This is a genomic window from Saccharopolyspora sp. 7B (genome assembly GCF_020177435.1).
GTDB lineage: Bacteria > Actinomycetota > Actinomycetes > Mycobacteriales > Pseudonocardiaceae > Saccharopolyspora_C > Saccharopolyspora_C gregorii.
This window is the reverse complement of the sequence record NZ_JAIUKC010000118.1, coordinates 13,996-34,554: the sequence shown is the minus strand read 5'-3', so window position 1 is coordinate 34,554 and position 20,559 is coordinate 13,996. Positions and strand designations below refer to the sequence as shown.

The 20,559-nt window shown below is 72.1% G+C and carries 14 protein-coding genes; 7 read left to right on the top strand and 7 right to left on the bottom strand.

The window, feature by feature from the left end; all coding sequences use genetic code 11:
• Positions 1-156: 156 nt before the first annotated feature.
• Positions 157-768, bottom strand: a complete 612-nt coding sequence (locus LCD33_RS18920) for a DsbA family protein (RefSeq protein ID WP_224959370.1) — start codon at positions 766-768, stop codon at positions 157-159.
• Positions 769-1,089: 321 nt separating this feature from the next.
• Between LCD33_RS18920 and pepN the strand changes: the two genes are divergently transcribed.
• On the top strand, positions 1,090-3,669 hold the full coding sequence (pepN, locus tag LCD33_RS18915; RefSeq protein ID WP_224959369.1) for an aminopeptidase N: 2,580 nt from the start codon (positions 1,090-1,092) through the stop codon (positions 3,667-3,669).
• Positions 3,670-3,746: 77 nt separating this feature from the next.
• Here the strand turns inward: pepN and LCD33_RS18910 are convergent, their stop codons facing one another.
• On the bottom strand, positions 3,747-4,232 hold the full coding sequence (locus tag LCD33_RS18910; RefSeq protein WP_224959368.1) for a DUF5130 family protein: 486 nt from the start codon (positions 4,230-4,232) through the stop codon (positions 3,747-3,749).
• Positions 4,219-4,485, bottom strand: coding sequence for a hypothetical protein (locus tag LCD33_RS18905; RefSeq protein ID WP_224959367.1), 267 nt, complete (start codon positions 4,483-4,485; stop codon positions 4,219-4,221). The genes LCD33_RS18910 and LCD33_RS18905 overlap by 14 nt, the downstream gene beginning before the upstream one ends.
• Positions 4,486-5,462: 977 nt before the next feature.
• Between LCD33_RS18905 and LCD33_RS18900 the strand changes: the two genes are divergently transcribed.
• Positions 5,463-6,440 carry a hypothetical protein gene (locus tag LCD33_RS18900; protein ID WP_224978101.1) on the top strand — a complete coding sequence of 326 codons (978 nt, stop codon included), beginning with the start codon at positions 5,463-5,465 and terminating at the stop codon, positions 6,438-6,440.
• Positions 6,441-6,456: 16 nt separating this feature from the next.
• Here LCD33_RS18900 and LCD33_RS18895 read toward each other — a convergent pair whose 3' ends face one another.
• Complete coding sequence (locus LCD33_RS18895; RefSeq protein WP_374108067.1) at positions 6,457-7,080, bottom strand: HNH endonuclease; 624 nt, start codon at positions 7,078-7,080, stop codon at positions 6,457-6,459.
• A gap of 255 nt (positions 7,081-7,335) precedes the next feature.
• Here LCD33_RS18895 and LCD33_RS18890 point away from each other — a divergent pair, with 255 nt between their 5' ends.
• The 5 genes from LCD33_RS18890 (at position 7,336) to LCD33_RS18870 (ending at position 13,835) form a co-directional block, all read left to right on the top strand.
• Complete coding sequence (locus tag LCD33_RS18890; RefSeq protein WP_224978100.1) at positions 7,336-9,441, top strand: prolyl oligopeptidase family protein; 2,106 nt, start codon at positions 7,336-7,338, stop codon at positions 9,439-9,441.
• A gap of 191 nt (positions 9,442-9,632) precedes the next feature.
• On the top strand, positions 9,633-10,625 hold the full coding sequence (locus tag LCD33_RS18885; RefSeq protein ID WP_224959364.1) for a mechanosensitive ion channel family protein: 993 nt from the start codon (positions 9,633-9,635) through the stop codon (positions 10,623-10,625).
• 22 nt (positions 10,626-10,647) lie between these two features.
• Positions 10,648-11,040, top strand: a complete 393-nt coding sequence (locus LCD33_RS18880) for a globin (protein WP_224959363.1) — start codon at positions 10,648-10,650, stop codon at positions 11,038-11,040.
• A gap of 17 nt (positions 11,041-11,057) precedes the next feature.
• Complete coding sequence (locus LCD33_RS18875) at positions 11,058-12,305, top strand: alpha-amylase family glycosyl hydrolase (protein WP_224959361.1); 1,248 nt, start codon at positions 11,058-11,060, stop codon at positions 12,303-12,305.
• A gap of 219 nt (positions 12,306-12,524) precedes the next feature.
• Complete coding sequence (locus LCD33_RS18870; protein WP_224959359.1) at positions 12,525-13,835, top strand: hypothetical protein; 1,311 nt, start codon at positions 12,525-12,527, stop codon at positions 13,833-13,835.
• Between the two features lie 170 nt (positions 13,836-14,005).
• Here the strand turns inward: LCD33_RS18870 and LCD33_RS18865 are convergent, their stop codons facing one another.
• The 3 genes from LCD33_RS18865 to LCD33_RS18855 all read right to left on the bottom strand — a co-directional run bounded on the left by LCD33_RS18865 (position 14,006) and on the right by LCD33_RS18855 (position 20,198).
• Positions 14,006-14,647 carry a hypothetical protein gene (locus tag LCD33_RS18865; RefSeq protein ID WP_224959358.1) on the bottom strand — a complete coding sequence of 214 codons (642 nt, stop codon included), beginning with the start codon at positions 14,645-14,647 and terminating at the stop codon, positions 14,006-14,008.
• On the bottom strand, positions 14,640-15,080 hold the full coding sequence (locus LCD33_RS18860) for a thioesterase family protein (RefSeq protein ID WP_224959357.1): 441 nt from the start codon (positions 15,078-15,080) through the stop codon (positions 14,640-14,642). Before LCD33_RS18860 ends, LCD33_RS18865 begins: the two co-directional genes overlap by 8 nt.
• 174 nt (positions 15,081-15,254) lie before the next feature.
• Complete coding sequence (locus LCD33_RS18855; protein ID WP_224966806.1) at positions 15,255-20,198, bottom strand: NAD-glutamate dehydrogenase; 4,944 nt, start codon at positions 20,196-20,198, stop codon at positions 15,255-15,257.
• Between the last annotated feature and the right edge of the window lie 361 nt (positions 20,199-20,559).

Sequence of the window (20,559 nt, the reverse complement as noted above, 5' to 3'; positions counted from 1 at the left end):
CCGCGCCCCCCCCCGCCGCCCGGCGGGTGTCGGGCGGCCCCGCGGGCGGCCCCCTGTGCCGCCTGGGGGCGCGCCACCCCGCTCTTTACGTCGGGCCCGCGGCGAGATGACCGCCGAGGCTCCGCCACCCGACCGCCGGGCGACCGCAGCCGGGGATCAGTCGAAGCGCGGGGATTCGGTCCGGGTCCGCTTGAGCTCGAAGAAGTACGGATATCCGGCCAGCGTGCGCGCCGCGTCGAACAGCTCGCCCGCCTGCTCCCCGCGCGGGATGCGGGTGGTGATCGGGCCGAAGAACGCCACCCCGTCCACGTGGATGGTGGGCGTGCCGACGTCGTCGCCCACCGGGTCCATCCCGGCGTGGTGGCTGGCGCGCAGCTTCTCGTCGTAGTCGGTGACCTCGGCGGCACCCGCCAGCGACGCGGGGAGCCCGACCTCGTCCAACGCGGCGGCGACGACCTGCTCGAAGTCCTTGTTCCCCTCGTCGTGGATCCGGCGCCCCAGCGCCGTGTACAGCGGGCTGAGCACCTCCTCGCCGTGCTGCTCGGCGGCGGCGATCGCGACCCGGACCGGGCCCCACGCCCGCTTCATCAGGTCCTGGTACTCCGCCGGGAGGTCCCGCCCCTCGTTCAGCACCGCCAGGCTCATCACCCGGAAGTTCAGGTCGATGTCCCGGACCTGGGCGACCTCCAGCATCCAGCGGGACGAGACCCAGGCGAAGGGGCAGGCCGGGTCGAAGTAGAAGTCGACCTTCGGACGCTCGGTGCTCATGGACGAACCCTCCACAGTGCTCCGTGCTCCGTGCTCCAGCACGGAGATCGATCGGCGCGGGCGGACGCCCGCCACCCGTACAACCCGGCACGGCCCGCCGCTCTTCCCGTTCGGCCCGAACGAGTGTGGAATGTGCCGGTATTCCCGGATGAACGGCGTCCGAGCCGCGAATTCCCCGGAATTCACGGGATCGCCGACACGCCCGGCGGCGATGATCAGGCGTCGGGCGGCACGGCCGCGCCCCGGCGTGATTGGATTTCCAGCGCCCCGCACCGGCGCGGATCGTCCGGTGCGCCATCCCAACGAACAACGAGGTGATCCGTGGCTCCGCCGAACCTCACCCAGGACCAGGCTGAACAGCGCGCCGCGCTGCTCGACGTCGAGTCCTACGTGATCGAACTGGACCTCTCCGACGGCGCGGACGGGCCGGACGTGCGGACCTTCGGTTCCACCACGACGGTGCGGTTCCGCAGCACCCGGCCGGGCGAGTCGACCTGGATCGATCTGATGGCCGCGCAGGTGCACGGGGCGACGCTCAACGGCGTCGAGCTCGACGTGTCCGGCTACGCCGAGGACACCGGGCTCGCGTTGCCGGAGCTCGCCGCGGACAACGAGCTCGTGGTGCGCGCCGACCTCTCCTACACCAACACCGGTGAGGGGCTGCACCGCTTCATCGACCCCGTCGACGGCGGCGTCTACCTCTACAGCCAGTTCGAGACGGCCGACGCGAAGCGGATGTTCACCTGCTTCGACCAGCCCGACCTCAAGGCCACCTACCGGATCACGGTGCACGCGCCCGCGTCCTGGAAGGTCATCTCCAACGCGCCCGCCGAGATCACCGGAACCGGTGATACCCGCACCCACGCGTTCGAGACCACCGAACGGATGTCGACCTACCTGGTCGCGCTCGTCGCGGGCCCCTACGCGGAGTGGCGCGACGAGTTCCCCGGCGAGGACGGCCAGGACCCGATCCCGTTGGGCCTGTACTGCCGCGCCTCGCTCGCCGAACACCTCGACGCGGAGCGGCTGTTCACCGAGACCAAGCAGGGCTTCGCCTTCTACCACAAGGCGTTCGGGGTCCCCTACCCGTTCGGCAAGTACGACCAGTGCTTCGTGCCGGAGTTCAACGCGGGCGCCATGGAGAACGCCGGCTGCGTCACCTTCCTGGAGGACTTCGTCTTCCGGTCGAAGGTCACCGGCTACCTCTACGAGCGCCGCGCCGAGACCGTGCTGCACGAGATGGCGCACATGTGGTTCGGCGACCTCGTCACCATGCGCTGGTGGGACGACCTGTGGCTCAACGAGTCGTTCGCCACCTGGGCCAGCGTGCTCGCGCAGGTCGGCGGCACGCAGTACACGAGCGCCTGGACCACCTTCGCCAGCGTCGAGAAGTCCTGGGCGTACCGGCAGGACCAGCTGCCCTCCACGCACCCGGTCGCCGCCGACATCCCCGACCTGCAGGCCGTCGAGGTGAACTTCGACGGCATCACCTACGCCAAGGGCGCTTCGGTGCTCAAACAGCTCGTCGCGTACGTGGGGCTGGACAACTTCCTCGCCGGGCTGCGCGGCTACTTCGAGCGGCACGCGTGGGGCAACGCCACCCTGAACGACCTGCTGCTGGCCCTGGAGGAGGCGTCCGGGCGCGACCTGTCCTGGTGGAGCGCCCAGTGGCTGCAGACCACCGGCCTGAACATGCTGCGCCCCCGGTTCAGCACCGACGACGAGGGCCGGTTCACCGAGTTCACCGTCGTGCAGAACGGCGCCCGCCCCGGTGCCGGTGAGCACCGCACCCACCGGCTCGCGATCGGCGTCTACGACGACGACCCGGCCACCGGGCGGCTCGTGCGCACCCACCGCGTCGAACTGGACGTCAGCGGTGAGCGCACCGCGGTGCCCGACCTGGTCGGCGTGCACCGCGGCAAGCTGGTGCTGGTCAACGACGACGACCTCACCTACTGCACGATGCGGCTCGACCCCGAGTCGCTGGCCACGCTCATCGACCGGATCGGCGACATCGAGCAGTCGCTGCCGCGCGCGCTGTGCTGGTCCACCGCCTGGGAGATGACCCGGGAGGCGGAGCTCAAGGCGCGCGACTTCGTCAGCCTCGTGCTCGGCCGCTCCGCCGACTCCGGGATCGGCGCGGAGAGCGAGATCGGCGTGGTGCAGCGGGTCCTGCTGCAGACCCAGACCGCGCTGGCCTCCTACGCCGACGCCGACTGGCAGCCCGAGGGCTGGGACCGATTCTCCACCCGGATGCTGGAACTGGCGCGGGCCGCCGAACCGGGGTCGGACCACCAGCTGGCGTTCGTGAACACGCTGGCCTCCTCGGTGCTCGGCGAGCAGCACCTCGCGGCGGTGCGCGGCTGGCTGGACGGCACGGAGCCGCTGCCGGGGCTCGCCGTCGACACCGACCTGCGCTGGCTGCTGCTGCAGGCGCTCGTCGCGCACGGCGCCGCCGCCGAGGACGAGATCGACGCCGAGCTCGACCAGGACCGGACCGCCACCGGCCGCCGCAAGGCCGAGCGGGCGCGGTCGCTCATCCCCACCCCGGAGTCCAAGGAACGCGCCTGGCAGCGCGCCGTGCACGACGACGAACTGCCGAACGCGGTCAGCGACGCGATCATCGCCGGGTTCCAGCACCCGGGGCAGCGCGAGCTGCTGGCCTCCTACGTGGAGCGCTACTTCGCCGAGATCGACGAGGTGTGGCAGCGGCGGTCCAGCGAGCGCGCGCAGCCCACCGTCATCGGGCTGTTCCCGTCCTGGGCCGTGCGGCAGAGCACCGTCGACGCCGCCGACGCCTGGCTCGCCGAGGAGCGGCCGGCGGCGCTGCGGCGGCTGGTCTCCGAGGGGCGGGCCGGGATCGTGCGAGCGCTGGCCGCGCGCGAGTTCGACCGCTCGTAACCCGCGGGCACGAGAACGGGGGCGGACCTGGTCGGGTCCCCCCCCGCTTCACGTTCGGGTCGAGCGCCGGGTTCGGCTCAGCGCTGGGTGCCGGCGGCGTCGGCGAGCATCCGCAACGCGCTGAGCAGCCCTTCGATCATCTCGCCCTCCTTGAACGAAGCGACCATCGTCATCAGCGCCAGCTGGCAGCTGCGGTCCGGGACGCGGCGCTTCGACTCCTCGCCGGTCACGATCTCCACCGCTCGCTGCTGCGGCGACACCGCCAGCAGCACCCCTTCGGCGGCGCGCGCCCCGAGGTTGGCGTGCAGCTCGCCCGCGGTCTCCCGGGTCTGCTCGCCGAGGTCGCCCAGGTACACCGCGAACTCCAGCCCGGTGCTGCGGCTGGAGAGGGTGAGCGCCTCGTCGAGCCGGGCGAGCTGACCGGTGCTGAACGGCAGGTGCGGCCCTTCCGGGCGGACGCGCCGGGCGATGGACAGCCGGCCGGTCGCGGTCACCGCCTCCCCGGTCGCCAGGTCCTGGTCGCCGCCGGAGCGGCCCTCGCCGGTGATCTCACCAGTGGCCACGTGCGCCTCCCCGGTCGGTGCTGTGCGCGTGCTCGGCTGCGGCGGACGCCGTCTCCGCGGAGTCCTGGTCGCCCGGCGGCGCGGTGCTCACGCGCGCCGGATCGGCCACCCAGAACACCGGGGCGAACTCCCAGTCCTGCCCTGCGCGGTATCGGGAACGGGTCAGCTTCGAGCGGAGGGTGATCAGCGCGACCAGGAGGTACACGGACGCCGGGATCACCGCCAGCACGAGGAAGGTCTCAACCGCAGTCACGCTGAGCACGGTAGCCGATCACGTCGCCGCGTGGGACGACGCCACGGCACGCCCGTGTCCTCCGCCCGAGGTCCGGCCGCCGCCGCGAACCGGCCTGTGGACAGCCCGGCATTCTTGTGGACAACTCCGATCCGCTTTTCCGCGCACGCGGAACAAGACCGGCGAGACCTCTTCGCCACCTGGGGAAACGACAATTCCTCGCGCACCGGATCGCGCGGATCGATGCAGAATCCGACCGGCGGAATCGGCATCGCGGCTGACCGATCCGCCCGCGCCCAGGAGAACGCGACTTCAATTTCCGGTGAAAACACCGTGCGTCCGAACGGGTGAGCCGGGGCCGTTCTTGACACGAGAACGGTTTCGTGCGAGGACCCTGCTCTTCGGACCCGCCCCGCCACCGCGGTCACTCCTGGTGCCGGGGACCGGCGCCGAACAGGGGGTTCACCCCGCGGAACGGGCTCGGCAGGACCATCCCGAGCGTCGCCGGCGACTCCCGCGACCGCCGACGCCGACCGCCGCGGCGGCGCACGGGCCAGGCCACGCCTGGTGAGCAGCGCACGTCGATTCCGTGACCGCACGTGACCATCCCGGCCCTGAGCAGGACAAGGGCTACCGAAAGTCACTAGTCAAGCGTGTCGCGCCTCACGTAATGTAACTCTTTCAGCGCAATCGCCGCCGCCGAATGGAGCCCATCCAGAAGGTCGCAGCGGGCGGCGAGTTGGCGGCTTGTTTGAACGCTCCCGCGCTTCTAGTTTTTCACCTGTATGGGTCTTGCATATTTGATCACTAGCCCCATGGACAGTCCATTCGCCTGCGGGAGGCACACCATGTCGTCGATCAACACCGCCGCTCAGCGCAATCTTGACACCATTTTCCAGAACGCGCAGCCCCTTGTCGAACACGTTCCGCACACGGCTGCCGGCATCCGCATCAGCGGGACGAATCGCGGGGTCCGGATCAGCGGTGCGGACCGGAGCGTGCGGATCAGCTCGCAGTCCGGAGTCCGCATCAGCGGCGCCCGGCGCGGCGTGCGGATCAGCTCGGCGGACCGCGGGGTCCGCATCAGCGGCGAGGGCCGGGGCGTGCGCATCAGCGGGCAGCAGCGCGGCGTCCGCATCAGCGGCGAAGACCGGGGCGTGCGCATCAGCGGGCAGCAGCGCGGCGTCCGCATCAGCGGCGAAGACCGGGGCGTGCGGATCAGCTCGCGGGGCGTGCGCATCAGCGGCGGCGACCGCGGCGTCCGCATCAGCGGCACCGAACGCGGCGTCCGGATCAGCGGCGAGGACCGCGGTGTGCGGATCAGCTCGCACGAGGGCGTCCGCATCAGCTCTCGGGCAGGCGTGCGGATCAGCGGCGAGGAGCGCGGTGTCCGGATCTCAGGTCAGGAGCGCGGTGTCCGGATCAGCTCGCGGACCGGCGTCCGGATCAGCGGCACCGAACGCGGCGTCCGGATCTCAGGTCACGACCGCGGCGTGCGCATCAGCTCGCAGGCAGGCGTCCGGATCTCCGGTCAGGAGCGCGGCGTCCGGATCAGCGGCGAGGAACGCGGCGTCCGGATCAGCTCGCGCTGCGGGGTCCGGATCAGCTCGCGGGCGGGCGTCCGCATCAGCGGCGAGAACCGCGGGGTCCGGGTCAGCTCGCAGCGGCGCGGCGTCCGCATCAGCAGCCGGGCCGGCGTGCGGATCAGCGGCCAGCAGGGCGTGCGCATCAGCAGCACCGACCGCGGCGTGCGGATCAGCGCCCAGGACCGCGGCGTCCGGATCAGCTCGCAAGCAGGCGTCCGGATCAGCTCGCAAGCAGGCGTCCGGATCAGCGCAGCCGAGCGCGGCGTCCGGATCAGCTCCCAAGCGGGCGTGCGCATCAGCTCGGCCAGCCGCGGCGTCCGGATCTCCGGCCAGGACCGCGGCGTGCGGATCAGCGGCCGGAGTTCCCGTCAGCTCACCGCGGCGGCCTGACGTGCCCGCAGCGCCGTCACGCCGCCGATTCGCCCAGGTACGGCAGCCACAGCGGGTCCGTCTCAGACAGCCCGGCGATCAGCCGCCAGTGCCTGCCGCGCGGAGCGTGCGGGGCCACCGGCAGCTGCCAGCCCAGTTCGCTGAGCGTCTTGTCCGCCTTGCGGTGGTTGCACCTGGTGCAGCAAGCGACGCAGTTCTCCCACTCGTGCGGCCCGCCCCGGCTGCGCGGCACCACGTGATCGATCGTCTCGGCCCGCCCCCCGCAGTACACGCAGCGATGCCCGTCGCGGTGCATCAGCGCGGACCGGGTGAGCGGGACGCGCCCCCGGTACGGGACGCGGACGAAGCTGCTGAGCCGGATCACCGACGGCACCTCGTGGCTGCTGGTGGCCGAGTGCAGCACCAGTCCCGCCGAGTCGCCGTGCACGACCTCCGCCTTGCCGCAGACCAGCAGCACGATCGCTCTGCGCAGCGGAAGCGCGGTCAGCGGTTCGAAGGTCGTGTTGAGCAGCAGCACCCGCCGCTTGCGCCAGGCGGGTGCGGAAGTGCCCGACTGCCCGGCGGGCGGCGCGTGGCACAGCGTCGCCCGAGGCGCGAGCCCGGCGGCCGCGCCTGTCGGAGTCGGTATTCGGTCGTGCACGCGACCACCTCCACCGGTTGGCAAGGACCAGTCGACCACAATCGACACCCCGAACGCACGTGTGATTCACCACGTGCTAGCCACCTGCGCCGCGGGCCGAGTCCGAGGTCGCGGCGGACCTGAGCGATCTCCGAGGTCCGACCGGCTCCACTGCGCCGATCGTATGGGCTCCGGTGTTGATCGTTCAGGGTGAATTCGGCGAATGCCGCCGCACCCGCACCGGTCCCGGCCCGTTCCCCCGTATCGTCGGCGGGCGTGACGAAGGTTCAGCCGCCCCTGTCCTACCCGCACGCCGAACGCGCCGACGTGGTCGACGACCTGCACGGCAGGAGGGTTCCCGACCCGTACCGCGCGCTGGAGGACCCGGCCGACCCGCGGACCGAGGAGTGGTCCGCCGCGCAGGACGAGTTCGCCCGCTCCCGGCTCGACGCGCTGCCCGGCCGCGCGGAGATCGCGCAGCGCCTGACGTCCCTGCTCTCGGCGGGATCGGTGTCGGCCCCGGTGTGGCGGGCCGGTCGCGCGTTCTTCACCCGCCGCGCGCCGGGCCAGGAGTTCCCGGTGCTGTACCTGCTCGACGAGGACGGTTCGGAGCGGCCGCTGCTGGACGTCACCGAGCTGGACCCGTCCGGCCTCACCACGCTGGACCGCTGGTCGCCGAGTCTGGAGGGCGACCGGCTCGCCTACCAGGTCTCCGTCGGCGGTGATGAGGAGTCGCTGCTGCACGTGCTGGACGTGACCACCGGCGAGCTGCTGGAAGGCCCCATCGACCGGTGCCGCTACTCGTCGATCTCGTGGATGCCGGGCGGCAACGAGTACTTCTACGTGCGGCGGCTGCCGCCGGAAGCCGTGCCGGACGGCGAGGAGCAGTTCCACCGCCGGGTGTGGCGCCACCAGGTGGGCGCGCACCCGGACGACGACCTGCTGGTGCACGGCGACGGCCTGGAGCACACCTTCTACTACGACGCCCGCGTGTCCCGGGACGGCCGCTGGCTGCTGGTGCACGGCAGCCCCGGCACGGCGCGGCGGGACTCGATGTGGATCGCGGACCTGTCCGGGGACGGGCGGCTGCGCCAGGTCGTCGACACCTCCGAGGGCATCCGCGCCTCGGCGTGGGTGGAGCGCGACGGCCGGCTGTACGTGCAGACGACGCTGGACGCCCCGCGCTGGCGGCTCTGCGTCGCCGACCCGGAGGCACCGGAACCGGCGAACTGGCAGGAGCTGATCCCCGAGGACCCGGATTCGGTGCTGGAGGCGGTGCGCTGGTTCGACGACGGCACCGACGACCCGAAGCTCGCGGTGCTGCGCACCCGGCACGCGGTGTCCGAGCTGGCGCTGCACGACCCGGTCACCGGCGACCGCACCGAGCAGGTCCCGCTGCCGGGCACCGGCCAGATCACGGCGCTGACCGCCGTCGACGAGGAGACCGAGGGCGACCGGGACCGGCTGTGGATCGGCTGGACCGACTTCGCGACGCCACCCTGCGTGCACCTCTACACCCGGGCCTCCGGCACCACGCGGCAGGAGCGGCGCGCACCGGGCGCGGCGGAGCTGCCGGAGGTGCGCTCCTCCCAGGTCGAGTACACCTCGAAGGACGGCACCACCGTCCGGATGTTCCTGCTCTCGCCGACCGCCGAACCGGACGTCCCGCGGCCCGCGCTGGTCACCGGCTACGGCGGGTTCTCGCTGTCGATGGAGCCGTCCTACTCCCCCACCGCGCTGGCCTGGGTCGCCGCGGGCGGGGTGTGGGCGCTGCCCTCGCTGCGCGGCGGCGGCGAGGAAGGCGAGCAGTGGCACCGCGCGGGCATGCGCGAGAGCAAGCAGAACGTGTTCGACGACTTCCACGCCGCGGCCGAGCACCTGGTGTCCACCGGCTGGACCTCCCCGGACCGGCTGGCGATCACCGGCGGCTCCAACGGCGGGCTGCTGGTCGGCGCGGCGCTGACGCAACGCCCGGAGCTGTACCGGGCGGTGGTGTGCTCGGCGCCGCTGCTGGACATGGTGCGCTACGAGAAGTTCCTGCTGGGCCGCACCTGGAACGACGAGTACGGCACCGCCGACGACCCGGAGGAGCTGGACTGGCTGCTGTCGTACTCGCCGTACCACGCGGTCGCCGAGGGCACCGGCTACCCGTCCGTGCTGTTCGCGGTGTACGAGTCCGACACCCGGGTCGACCCGAACCACGCGCGCAAGATGTGCGCGGCCCTGCAGCACGCCACGAGTTCGGACCCGCAGCAGCGGCCCGTGCTGCTGCGGCGGGAGACCGAGGTGGGGCACTCCGCCCGGTCCGTTTCGCGTACCGTGGGCCTGGCGACCGACCAGATCGCCTTCCTAGCGGAGGCCACCGGGCTCCCCCTCGCCTGAGCGGTCGCCACCTCTGACAACTCAGTCGCGGTAGGCGCGTGCCCGTCCAGCGGTGCGCGGCCGGCTCCGGGAACTGCGGACGGCGGGGCGTCCGCAGCTCCCGGCAGGCAGTCGGCCGGCACCGGCGCGGGGCGCGTCCTGCCGCGGTGCGATTCGACGTTCGCAACACCCGAGCATGGAGACCCCGACCCATGACACCCCCGCTGTTGACCCAGCCGCTGCTGACCCAGCCGAACTGCGTCGAGGACGACGGCAGCTGGTGCCAGACCGTCTTCTCGTGGACCGGCAACGAGTGGCTGGCGATGTACTCCGAGCTGCTCATCGCCAAGCCGCTGAACATCGTGATGATCGTCATCATCGCGCTCCTGGTGCGCTACTTCGTGCACCGCACCATCTCCCGGCTCACCAGGGGCAACGGCGGCAAGACGCCGAAGCTGCTGGTGCCGCTGAAGGAACGCCGCCCGGAGTCCTCGGCGATGGCGCTGCTCTCGGAACGCCGGATGCAGCGGGCCCGCACCATCGGCTCGGTGCTCAAGTCGCTGTCCTCGTTCGTGATCTTCGGCTTGGCGCTGATGTACGCGCTGAAGTCGCTGGGCATCGAACTCGCCCCGATCCTGGCCTCCGCCGGGGTGCTGGGCGTGGCCGTCGCGTTCGGCGCGCAGAACCTCGTCCGGGACTTCCTGTCCGGGATGTTCATGATGGTCGAGGACCAGTACGGCGTCGGCGACATCGTCGACCTCGGCGAGGCCAGCGGCACCGTGGAGGCCGTGGGCCTGCGCGTCACGACGCTGCGCGACCTCAACGGCACCGTCTGGTACGTGCGCAACGGCGAGATCCTGCGCGTCGGCAACTCCAGCCAGGGCTTCGCCGTCGCCGTCGTCGACTTCCCGATCTCGCACACCAGCTCGGTGGAGAAGGCCATGGAGGTCGCGCTCCGCGTCGCCACCGAGGCCGCCGCCCGGGAACCGCTGTCGAAGGACGTGCTGAACCCGCCGGACATGCTCGGCGTCGACAAGATCACCTCGGACACGATCACGCTGCGGCTCACGGTGAAGGTGCGGCCCAGCACCCAGTGGGCGGTGCAGCGCAGGCTCCGCGTCGCGATCAAGCGGGCCTACGACGAGGAGAACATCGAGCCGCCGTACCCCCACGGCCGGCCGCAGCTGGACTCGGCCCAGGTATGAGCGGTGCCGCCGGCAGGGGAGGATGGCGGGTGTGAGCGCACCGGAGACCTTCTACGACCAAGTCGGCGGCGAACCCACCTTCCGCTTCATCGTGGCGCGGTTCTACGAGGAGGTGGCGAAGGACGAGCTGCTGCGCCCGCTCTACCCGGAGGAGGACCTCGGTCCCGCCGAAGAGCGGCTGCGGCTGTTCCTCATGCAGTACTGGGGCGGGCCGCACACCTACTCGGACCGCCGGGGCCACCCCCGGCTGCGGATGCGGCACGCACCGTTCAAGGTGGGTCCTGCGGAGCGGGACGCGTGGCTGCGCTGCATGCGGATAGCGGTGGACGAGGCCGACCTGGGCGACGAACATCGCGAGCAGCTCTGGCAGTACTTGGAGATGGCGGCGCAGAGCATGATGAATTCGTGGTTCTAGGAGCCTGATCGCTTGTCATGAACGCACCGGTGGGGGACTCGGGAGCGGCTCCGGCCGCCCCCTGGTGGCGCGATGCGGTGTTCTACCGGCTGGACCTCCGGTCGTTCGCCGACGCCAACGGTGACGGGGTGGGGGACCTCGACGGCGCCCGGCTGCGCCTCGGCTACCTGGAGCTGCTGGGCGTGGACGCCCTGTGGCTGACCGCGGTGGCGTCGGCGCCGCTGACCGATCCGCTGCGGGGTCGCGGCGTCGACCCGGTGCTGGGCGAGCTGGAATCGTTCGAATCGCTGGTGGACGAGGCGCACGCCGCGGGCCTGCGGGTCGCGGTGGACGTCACCGCGCAGCGCGACCGGATCGAACAGCTCACCGCACCGGAGCACGAGGTGTTCGCGGAGTCGGCGCGGTTCTGGCTGGACCGCGGCGTGGACGCGCTGCGGGTCGCCTCGGTGCCCGGCGCGGGCGCCCCGGCGGGAGCCGCGGTCCGCGAGGTGCTGCGGGCGCTGGCGCCGGTCATCGCCGACTACCCGGGCCGCGGTGTCGGCGTGCTCATCGACGAGTCCTGGTTCGACGCCTACCAGGACCACGACGGCTGGGACATCGGCATCGACCTGCGGTTGGGCCGCACCCTGTTCGACGCGGGCGAGCTGCGGGAGGTCATCACCCGGATGCTGGCGTCCGCGCGGATGCTCGGCGTCCCCGCCGTGTGGGTGGTGGCCGGGGAGGACCGGACGCACCCGGTGACCCGGTTCGGCGGCGGCGCCGCCGGGGAGGCCCGCGCACGGGCGCTGGCCCTGGTGTCGCTGGGCCTGCCGGGGATCGTCGGCCTGGACACCGGTGAAGAGCTGGGTCTGCCGAGCTCCGGGGCCGGACCCCGGTCGGCACCGCCCGCGCGCGGCCCGATGCCGTGGGAGGGCGACGAGCCGTCGTTCGGCTTCTCCCCGGTGCCGGGCGGCTGGTGGCCGATGTCGGCGGAGTGGGCCGACTACACCGTGGAAGCCCAGCTGGAGGACCCGGACTCGACGCTGTCGCTGTACCGCCGGGCGCTGGAGCTGCGCAAGGAGCACCCGGCGCTGCGCGGCGACGAGGTGGCCTGGTTCGGCGCCCCGGCGGGCTGCTTCGCGTTCCGGCGGGAACCGGGCGCGCTGACCTGCGCGTTGAACGCCTCTGCGGAACCGGTGACGCTGCCGCCGGGCGAAGTGCTGCTGGCCAGCGGCGAGCTCGACGGCGACCGGCTGCCGCCGAACACGGCGGTGTGGCTCATCTGACCCCCGCAGGCGGGGTGGCCGGCCGCTCCGGACGGACCCGCCGGGAGCGACCGGTGCCGCTCCGACCGGCCGAGCAGACCGCGGAGATCGGGTCGAACCGCAGGCCGCCGAGCCGGTGACGGGTTTCCCGACGCGCCCGGCGACCTTCCGATCGACCCGGCGCGACCGGCGGGTAAGTTGTGCAACGCCCGAGTTCCGCCTCAGTATCCCCAGGACGTCATGCCCGCAGCGAGCCCGGCACCGCACCACGCCACCCCGCAGCGCACCGAGGGCTCCACCAAGGCCCGCGGTACCCGCCTGCTCGGGGTGGACCTGGCCCGATTCGTCGCCATCTTCGGCATGTTCGTGATCCACTTCGGAGCGCCGTTCTGCGGCGGATTCGTGGAAGTGGGGCTGGCGCAGGCCTCCAGCGGACGCGCGACCGCCCTGTTCACCTTCCTCGCCGGGGTCTCCCTGGCGATGCTCACCGGACGCGGCAGGCCGCTGACCGGCAGCGCGCTGCGGGACGCGCGGGTGCGGGTCGCGGTCCGCGCCGTGCTGCTGCTGCTGATCGGGCTGGCGCTGGCGAAGTCCACCGAGGCCACCGGCTTCCTGCTCACCGTGATCATCCCGTTCTACGGGGTGTACTTCCTGCTGTCCCTGCCGTTCCTCGGGATGAGCCCGCGCGGGACCGGGATCGCCGCCGCGGTGCTCGTCCTCGCCGGGCCGCAGCTGTCGTTCCTGCTGCGCTGGTTGCTCGCCGGGGACAACGCGGTGGCCGCCGCGGCCGGGGCGTGGCACTCCGTCGACCCGGGCAACCTGATCGCCGACCTGGGCGTGGTGGACCTGCTGCTGACCGGGTTCTACCCGGCGGCGACGTACCTGGCGCTGGTGCTGGCCGGACTCACCCTCGGCCGGCTCGACCTGCGGTCCCGCGCGCTGCGGCTGCGGCTCGGCATCGGCGGGGCCGCGGTCGCCACCGCCACCTACGTGACCACGGCGCTGCTGGGGCTGACCTACCCACCGCTGCCGGACGTGCTCACCGAGGGGACCGTGCCGCTGGAGCACCCGGAGCTGCTGCTGGCGGCCCGCGCGCACAGCGGTTCCTCGTTCGAGCTGATCGCCTCGCTGGGCATCGCGGTCGCGATCCTGGCACTGTGCCTGGAACTCGCGGACCGCTACGAGCGACCGCTGCTGCCGCTGATCAAGGCGGGCACCATGGCGCTGACGCTGTACGCGCTGCACGCCCTGGTGATGTCCTGGCAGATCGTCGTCGGCGGCTGGCCGCTCAGCGGCGTGCCGGAGACGCTGGACGAGCTGGCCAGCATGGGCCCGGAAGCCGAATGGGTGCCGAACCTGCCCGCGTTCCCCGCCGACGGGCACCGCCCCGAAGGCATCGTCGGGTTCGTGAACACCTACATGTCCGAGCTGTTCCTGCTGTTCTCCCTCGGCTTCGCGAACCTGTGGAAGCGCTTCTTCCGCCGCGGTCCCCTCGAAGGCGCCGTCAGCGCCGCGGTGGACCTGTGCACCCGCAAGCTCTCCTACCGCTGAGCAGTGGTCCTGTCTGCTCGTCAGCGGCGACCACCAGAGCGACCGGACCAACCCGCGGGTTCTCAGCGGTCCGCTCGCGAGGACGGCGATTTCTCAGGTGGCGGAAATCGATCCCGCGGCGAGAAGACCGCTGCGGTTCCGCCACCCGCCCCCGGAGCAGGACGAACCGATCACATCAACAAGGACAGCAGCGCGTGCCTGCGGCGCACCACGGCCCCGTAGCGGGAGTCCATCCGCAACCACGAGTCGGTGGCGCTGACCCGCACGATCTCCGACTCGGCCGGTTCCGCGACGAGGAACCCCATGCCGGAGAGCACGAACAGGCAGCGCAGCGGGATCTTCACGTCCAGCCCGGACCCGCTGACGGTGAAGACCTCCTGGTCCAGCAGCGACGCGGGCGGGGTGCCCTTCGGGCCGACGTTCTCCTTCGCCATGGCGATGCCGCGGTCGGCGACCTCGCCGACGAGCTTCGCGGGCAGGTCGTCCACCCGCCGCCACCCCTCCGGCGGCGGCAGCTCGGAACGCCACAGCAGGTCCCGCTGCGGCCCCGGATCCATCTCCGGCCCGCCCGCGACGGTCAACGAGGCCAGCAGTTCGTTGCCGGACACGGTGACGTCGGCGGGTTCCACCTCGCCTTCGACGGAACGGGTGCACAGCGCGTCGAACGGGGTCGCTCCCCACACGTCGATGCGGCCGGTGGTGCCCCGGTTGCGCAGCCGGATCACCGACTGCCCGTCGAGGCGCACCGAACGGGCCACGAACGCGCCGAGGTCCTCGCGCTCCACCTGGTCGGGCATCCGCAGCTCAGGCACGGCCGCCCGCTTCCGCCTGCGCGAGCACCGGCTGCCACTCGGCGAGGAAGTCCCGTTCGTCGGTGCTGAGCCTGCGCGGCCGCCCGGCCTTCAGGTCGTAGGGAACCATCAGCGTCTCCGCGGTCGCGACCTCCGCGGACCCGCTGGTCGACGCCGAGTAGTCGATCACGAAGGACGCCGGCTTCAGGTCTCGCACCGACATCCGCACCTGCAAGGTGCCCGCCGAGTGCGACACCGGGATCCGGTAGTCGACGGCGAGGCGCGCGACCACCATGCCCTCCGCCATGCCCAGCAGCCCCCGCCTGCCCGCCTCGGTGAACAGCAGCTCCACCCGGGCTTCCTCCAGCAAGGTCACCGTTCTGGCGTGGTTGACGTGCCCGAACGCGTCCATGTCGGACCAGCGCAGCGGAACATCGGCTACGAAAGCACCCACTCGGTGTCCTTCCCGTGTGATGGCTGAGGTTCGCCCCGATCGTAGTCCGGACGCGGACCGGCCCGGCGGCCCCGCGGACGCGGGAGGGGCGGACCGTCCGGCCCGCCCCTCCCGACATCGAGACCGCGCGGTCCCGCCGACCACCCGAGCCCCCGCAGGCGCGGGGGCGGGTGATCAGCGGACCATGCTGCGCAGCTGCCGCGTCGCCACCGACAACGTCGCCAGGTCGAGCCCGCCGGAGCGCTTGATGGCCTCCAGCGACGTCCTGGCCCGCTCGATGCGGGACGCGTTCGTCGCCTCCCACTGGGCGATCTTGTCCGCGGCCGGTTCCTCCGGGTCGCTGGTGCTGAGCACGTCGATCGTCAACGCCCGCAGCGAGGCGTACATGTCGTCGCGCAGCGCCAGCCTGGCCAGCGAGTGCCACCGGTTGCCGCGCTCCAGCCCGTTGACCGCGACCAGCAGCCGCTCCATGTCGAGGTGCTCGGACAGCGTGTAGTACAGCTCCGCGCTCTCCATCGGGCTGCGCTCGGCGCTGACGCCGTTGTCCCGCTCGGCCAGCTCGGCGATCTCGGTGATGTCCAGCAGCGCGTAGGTGTCCAGCAGGGCACCGATGCGCTCCGCCAGGTCCGCCGGGACGCCCTCGGAGATGAGCTGCTGCTTCTTCTCCTCGGCGGCGACGGCCGCCTGCCCGCGCAGCAGGCCGGGCACGCTGGCCGCGAGCTCGGACACGACCGGCCGGAACCGGCTGATCTCCGCGCCGATCGCCAACGGCTGCGGGCGGTTCGACAGCAGCCAGCGGGCCGCGCGGTCCAGCAGCCTGCGGCTGGCCAGCACCATCTCGTCGGCGACGCGGCTGGCCACCACGTTGTCCAGCTCGTCGATCCGCCGCCACAGCTCCGGCAGGTCGTAAACGCTGGTGACGACCGCGTAGGCGCGCACCGCGTCGGTGGCGCTCGCCGCGATCTCCTCGGACAACCGGTAGGCGTAGGACACGCCCGCACCGTCGACGACCTCGTTGACCAGCAGCGTCGAGGTGATCTCCCGGCGCAGCGGGTGCGCGGGGATCGCGTCGGCGTAGCGCTCCCGCAGCGGCAGCGGGAAGTAGTCCGGCAGCCGCCCGCTGAACGCGTCCGCGTCCGGCAGGTCGCTGGCCAGCACCTGCTCCTTCAACGACAGCTTCACGTGCGCCAGCAGCGTCGCCAGCTCCGGCGACGTGAGCCCGGTGCCGCTCTTCTCGCGGTCCCGCAGCTCCTTCTTGCTCGGCAGCGCCTCCAGGTCGCGGTCCAAGCCGCCTTCCTCCAGCGCGGTGATCTGCCGGGCGTGCACCGACACCATCGGCGCCGCGTGCGCGCGGGACACGCCCAGCACCTCGTTCTGCCGGTAGTTGTCGGCCAGCACCAGCTCGGCGACCTCGTCGGTCATCTCCGCCAGCAGCTCGTTGCGCTGCTCGCCGTCCAGCTCGCCCTCGGCGACCAAGTGGTCCAGCAGGACCTTGATGTTCACCTCGTGGTCCGAGCAATCCACGCCGGCCGAGTTGTCCAGCGCATCGGTGTTGACCTTGCCGCCGGCACGTGCGAACTCGATGCGGCCGCGCTGGGTGAGGCCGAGGTTGCCGCCCTCGCCGACCACCCGCACCCGCAGGTCCGCGCCGTCCACCCGGACCGCGTCGTTGGCCTTGTCGCCCACCTCGCCGTGCGTCTCCGTGGAGGCCTTCACGTAGGTGCCGATGCCGCCGTTCCACAACAGGTCCGTCGGGGCCTGCAGGATCGCCTTGATCAGCTCCGCCGGGGGCAGCGCCGTCACCGACTCGTCGATACCCAGCGCGGTGCGGACCCGCGCGTTCAGCGGGATCGACTTCAGCGACCGCGACCACACGCCGCCGCCCTCGCTGATCCTGCTGCGGTCGTAGTCGTCCCACGTGGAACGCGGCAGCTCGAACAACCTGCGCCGCTCCGCGTACGAGCTCGCCGCGTCCGGCTCCGGGTCGATGAACACGTGCATGTGGTTGAACGCCGCCACCAGGCGGATGTGCTCGGACAGCAGCATGCCGTTGCCGAACACGTCCCCGCCCATGTCGCCGATGCCGACGACGGTGAAGTCCTCGCGCTGGGTGTCCAGGTCCAGCTCGCGGAAGTGGCGCTTGACGCTCTCCCACGCGCCCTTCGCGGTGATGCCCATCGCCTTGTGGTCGTAGCCGACCGAACCGCCGGAGGCGAACGCGTCACCCAGCCAGAAGCCGTAGGAGCGGGCCACGTCGTTGGCGACGTCCGAGAACGACGCGGTGCCCTTGTCCGCGGCCACCACCAGGTACGTGTCGTCGCCGTCGTGGCGCACCACGCCCTCCGGGGGCGCCACCTCGCCGCCCACCAGGTTGTCGGTCAGGTCCAGCAGGCCCGAGATGAACATCCGGTAGCAGGCGATGCCCTCGTTCAGCGTCGCCTCCCGGTCCTTCACCGGGTCCCCCGTGGGCAGCGGCGGGCGCTTCACCACGAACCCGCCCTTCGCGCCGACCGGCACGATCACCGCGTTCTTCACCGCCTGCGCCTTCACCAAGCCGAGGATCTCGGTGCGGAAGTCCTCCTGCCGGTCCGACCAGCGCAACCCGCCGCGGGCCACCGAACCGAAGCGCAGGTGCACGCCCTCCACCCGCGGGGAGTACACGAAGATCTCGTAGGCCGGCCGCGGCTCCGGCAGCCCCGGGATCTCCTTCGGCTCCAGCTTCATCGCCAGGTAGGAGCGCTCCCGCGCCCCCTCGGCGTAGTAGTTGGTGCGCAGCGTCGCGGTGATCAGGCTCAGGTAGCTGCGCAGGATGCGGTCCGCGTTGAGGCTCGTCACCTCGTCGATCAGCCGGGTGATCTGGGTGCGCAGGTCCTCCTGCCGGGCCGCCCGGTCGTCCTCGGCCAGCTTCGGGTCGAAGCGCACCTCGAACAGCCTGGTCAGCGCCACCGTCGTCGCCCGGTGCGTGAGCACCACGTCCGCGATGAACTCCTGGCTGTACGGGACGCCCGTCTGGCGCAGGTACTTCGCGTAGGCGCGCAGCACCGACGCCTGCCGCCAGCTCAGCCCGGCGCGCAGCACCAGCGAGTTGAACCGGTCCACCTCGGCGTCGCCCAGCCAGGCCGCGCGGAACGAGTCCTCGAAGCGCTCGCGCAGCGTGTCCAGCCGCTCGGCGCCCTCGGTCTCCAGCAGCCCGCTCTCCAGCCGCAGGCCGAAGTCGTAGATCCAGCACTCGGCGCCGCTCTCCGGCACCACCTCGTACGGGCGCTCGTCCACGACCTCCACGCCCATGCTCTGCAGCACCGGCAGCACCCGGGACAGCGTCACCCGCTCACCGGTGACGTAGATCTTGAAGCGGCGCTCGCCAGGGGCGGCGTCCTCCGGCGTGTAGAACGACATCCGCAGGTCGCGCTCACCGGACAGCGAGGCCAGCTTGCGCAGGTCGCGCAGGCCCTCGCCCGCGCTGAAGTCCTCCTTGTACGCCTCCGGGAACGAGGCGGCGTACTGCTGGGCGGCTTCGCTGGCGGCCTCCGAACGGCGCACCCGGCGCGGCTCCTCGGCGTCGCCGGGGGCGATCTCCACCTCGTCGACCATCTGGTCTTCCCAAGTGTGGATCGCCTCGGACAGCCGCTCCTGGATGCGGGCCAGGTCCGGCTCCGGGGCCTCCCCGCCCGGCTTCGTGTGCACCACGAAGTGCACGCGGGCCAGCGCCGACTCGCCGACGCGGGTGCTGTACTCGACGCTCGCGCCGCCCAGCTCCGCCAGCAGCACCTCCTGCATCGCCAGCCGGGACCGCGTCGTGTAGCGGTCCCGCGGCAGGTACACCAGGCAGGAGAAGAACCGGCCGTACGGGTCGCGGCGCACGAACGGCTTCAGCTTCCGGCGCTCGGCCAGCGCCAGCACGCCCGTCACCGTCTCGCGCAGCGTGTCCAGGTCGGTGGAGAACAGCTCGGTGCGCGGGTAGTTCTGGATCTCCTCCAGCATCCGCTGGCCCGAGTACGACTCCAGCGGGAAGCCGGCGCCGTGGATCGCCTCGCGCACCCGGCGCTCGATGAACGGGATGTCCAGCACGTTCTCGTGCAGCGCGGTGGTGGTGAACAGGCCGATGAACCGGTGCTCCCCGGTGACCGCGCCGTTCTCGTCGAAGGTCAGCACGCCCACGTAGAACGGGTGCACCGAGCGGTGCACCGTCGACGGGGTGCTGGCCTGCGTGAGCACCAGCGGCTCTCCGGAACGGGTGCTGGTCAGCACGTCCGGACCGGTCGTGAGGTCCTCGGCGGCGACCGTGTCGCTGCGCAGCACGCCGAGACCGGACCCCAGCACCGGGCTCAGCGCGGGCTTGCCGTCCCGCTCGACCAGCTCGTTGTGCCGGTAGCCGAGGAACGTGAAGTGCCCGTCGGCGAGCCAGCGCAGCAGCCCCGCGCTGTCCGCGGCCTGCTTGCCGGGCAGCGCCCCCGGCTGCGACTCCAGCTCGTCGGCCAGCGAGCGGGCGGTGGTCAGCATCCGCTCGGTGTCCTCGACGACCTCGCGGACGTCACCGAGCACGGTGCGCAGGCCCTGCTCCAGCGCCTGCAGCCGGTCCGCGTCGGTGATCCGGTCGACCTCGGCGAGCATCCACGACTCGGCGAGCGCGTCCGCGGGCGGCGCGCCCGGGTCCGCGTGCGGCAAGACCTCCAGCAGCGCGCCCGCGGCATCGCGGCGCACCACGACGATCGGGTGGATGATCCGCTGCACCTCGGCACCGTGCCGGGTCAGCTCGGCGATCACGCTGTCCACCAGGTACGGCATGTCGTCGGTGACCAGCTGCAGCACGGTCGCCTGGTTCCGCCAGCCGCCGTCGTCGAGGCTGGGGTTCACCACCTGCACCAGCGGACGGCCGGCGACCCGCTCGGCGGCGAGCGCGTGGTGCGAACGCAGCGCCTCCACGAGCTCGTCGGGTTCGTCACCGGCGAGCTCTTCGGCAGGCACATGCCGGAAGTAGGTCCGCAGCAACTCGCCGAGCTCCCCCGCGGAGTCGGCGGCGCGGTCGAGCAACCAGGCCTTCGCGGCCTCCGGGTTCTCCAGCACGGCGGCCCCGCCGGTCGCGGCGTCGGGGATGGCGGATCGGGGTTTCGAGGTCATCTTCAGCTGCTCCACGCTTGACGGCACCGCGTTGTGCCAACACGGCTTCCACCCTAAGCCTGCCAGGCCGCGCGCCGATCAGGTGGGAGCGGCACCGTTCCCACCGGAAACCTCCTGCGACGTTCCGATTTCCGGGTGGTTCCGGAGGTGCGCGGACTGTGCGAACGGGGGCGTGCAGGTGGGCGGGTGTGGAGGATCACGGTGCCTCCGGACGAGTGGTCCGGCGGTGCGCGACGCCGGGCGGACGGGAACCGGGCGGTGTCTCGATCGGCGGTCGCGCGGGCGAGGTCGAGACACCGGCCGGGTCGCCGGAACTCGCGGAGGTGCCGGGATGCGGCGGGACAGGGCGCGATCGCGTCGC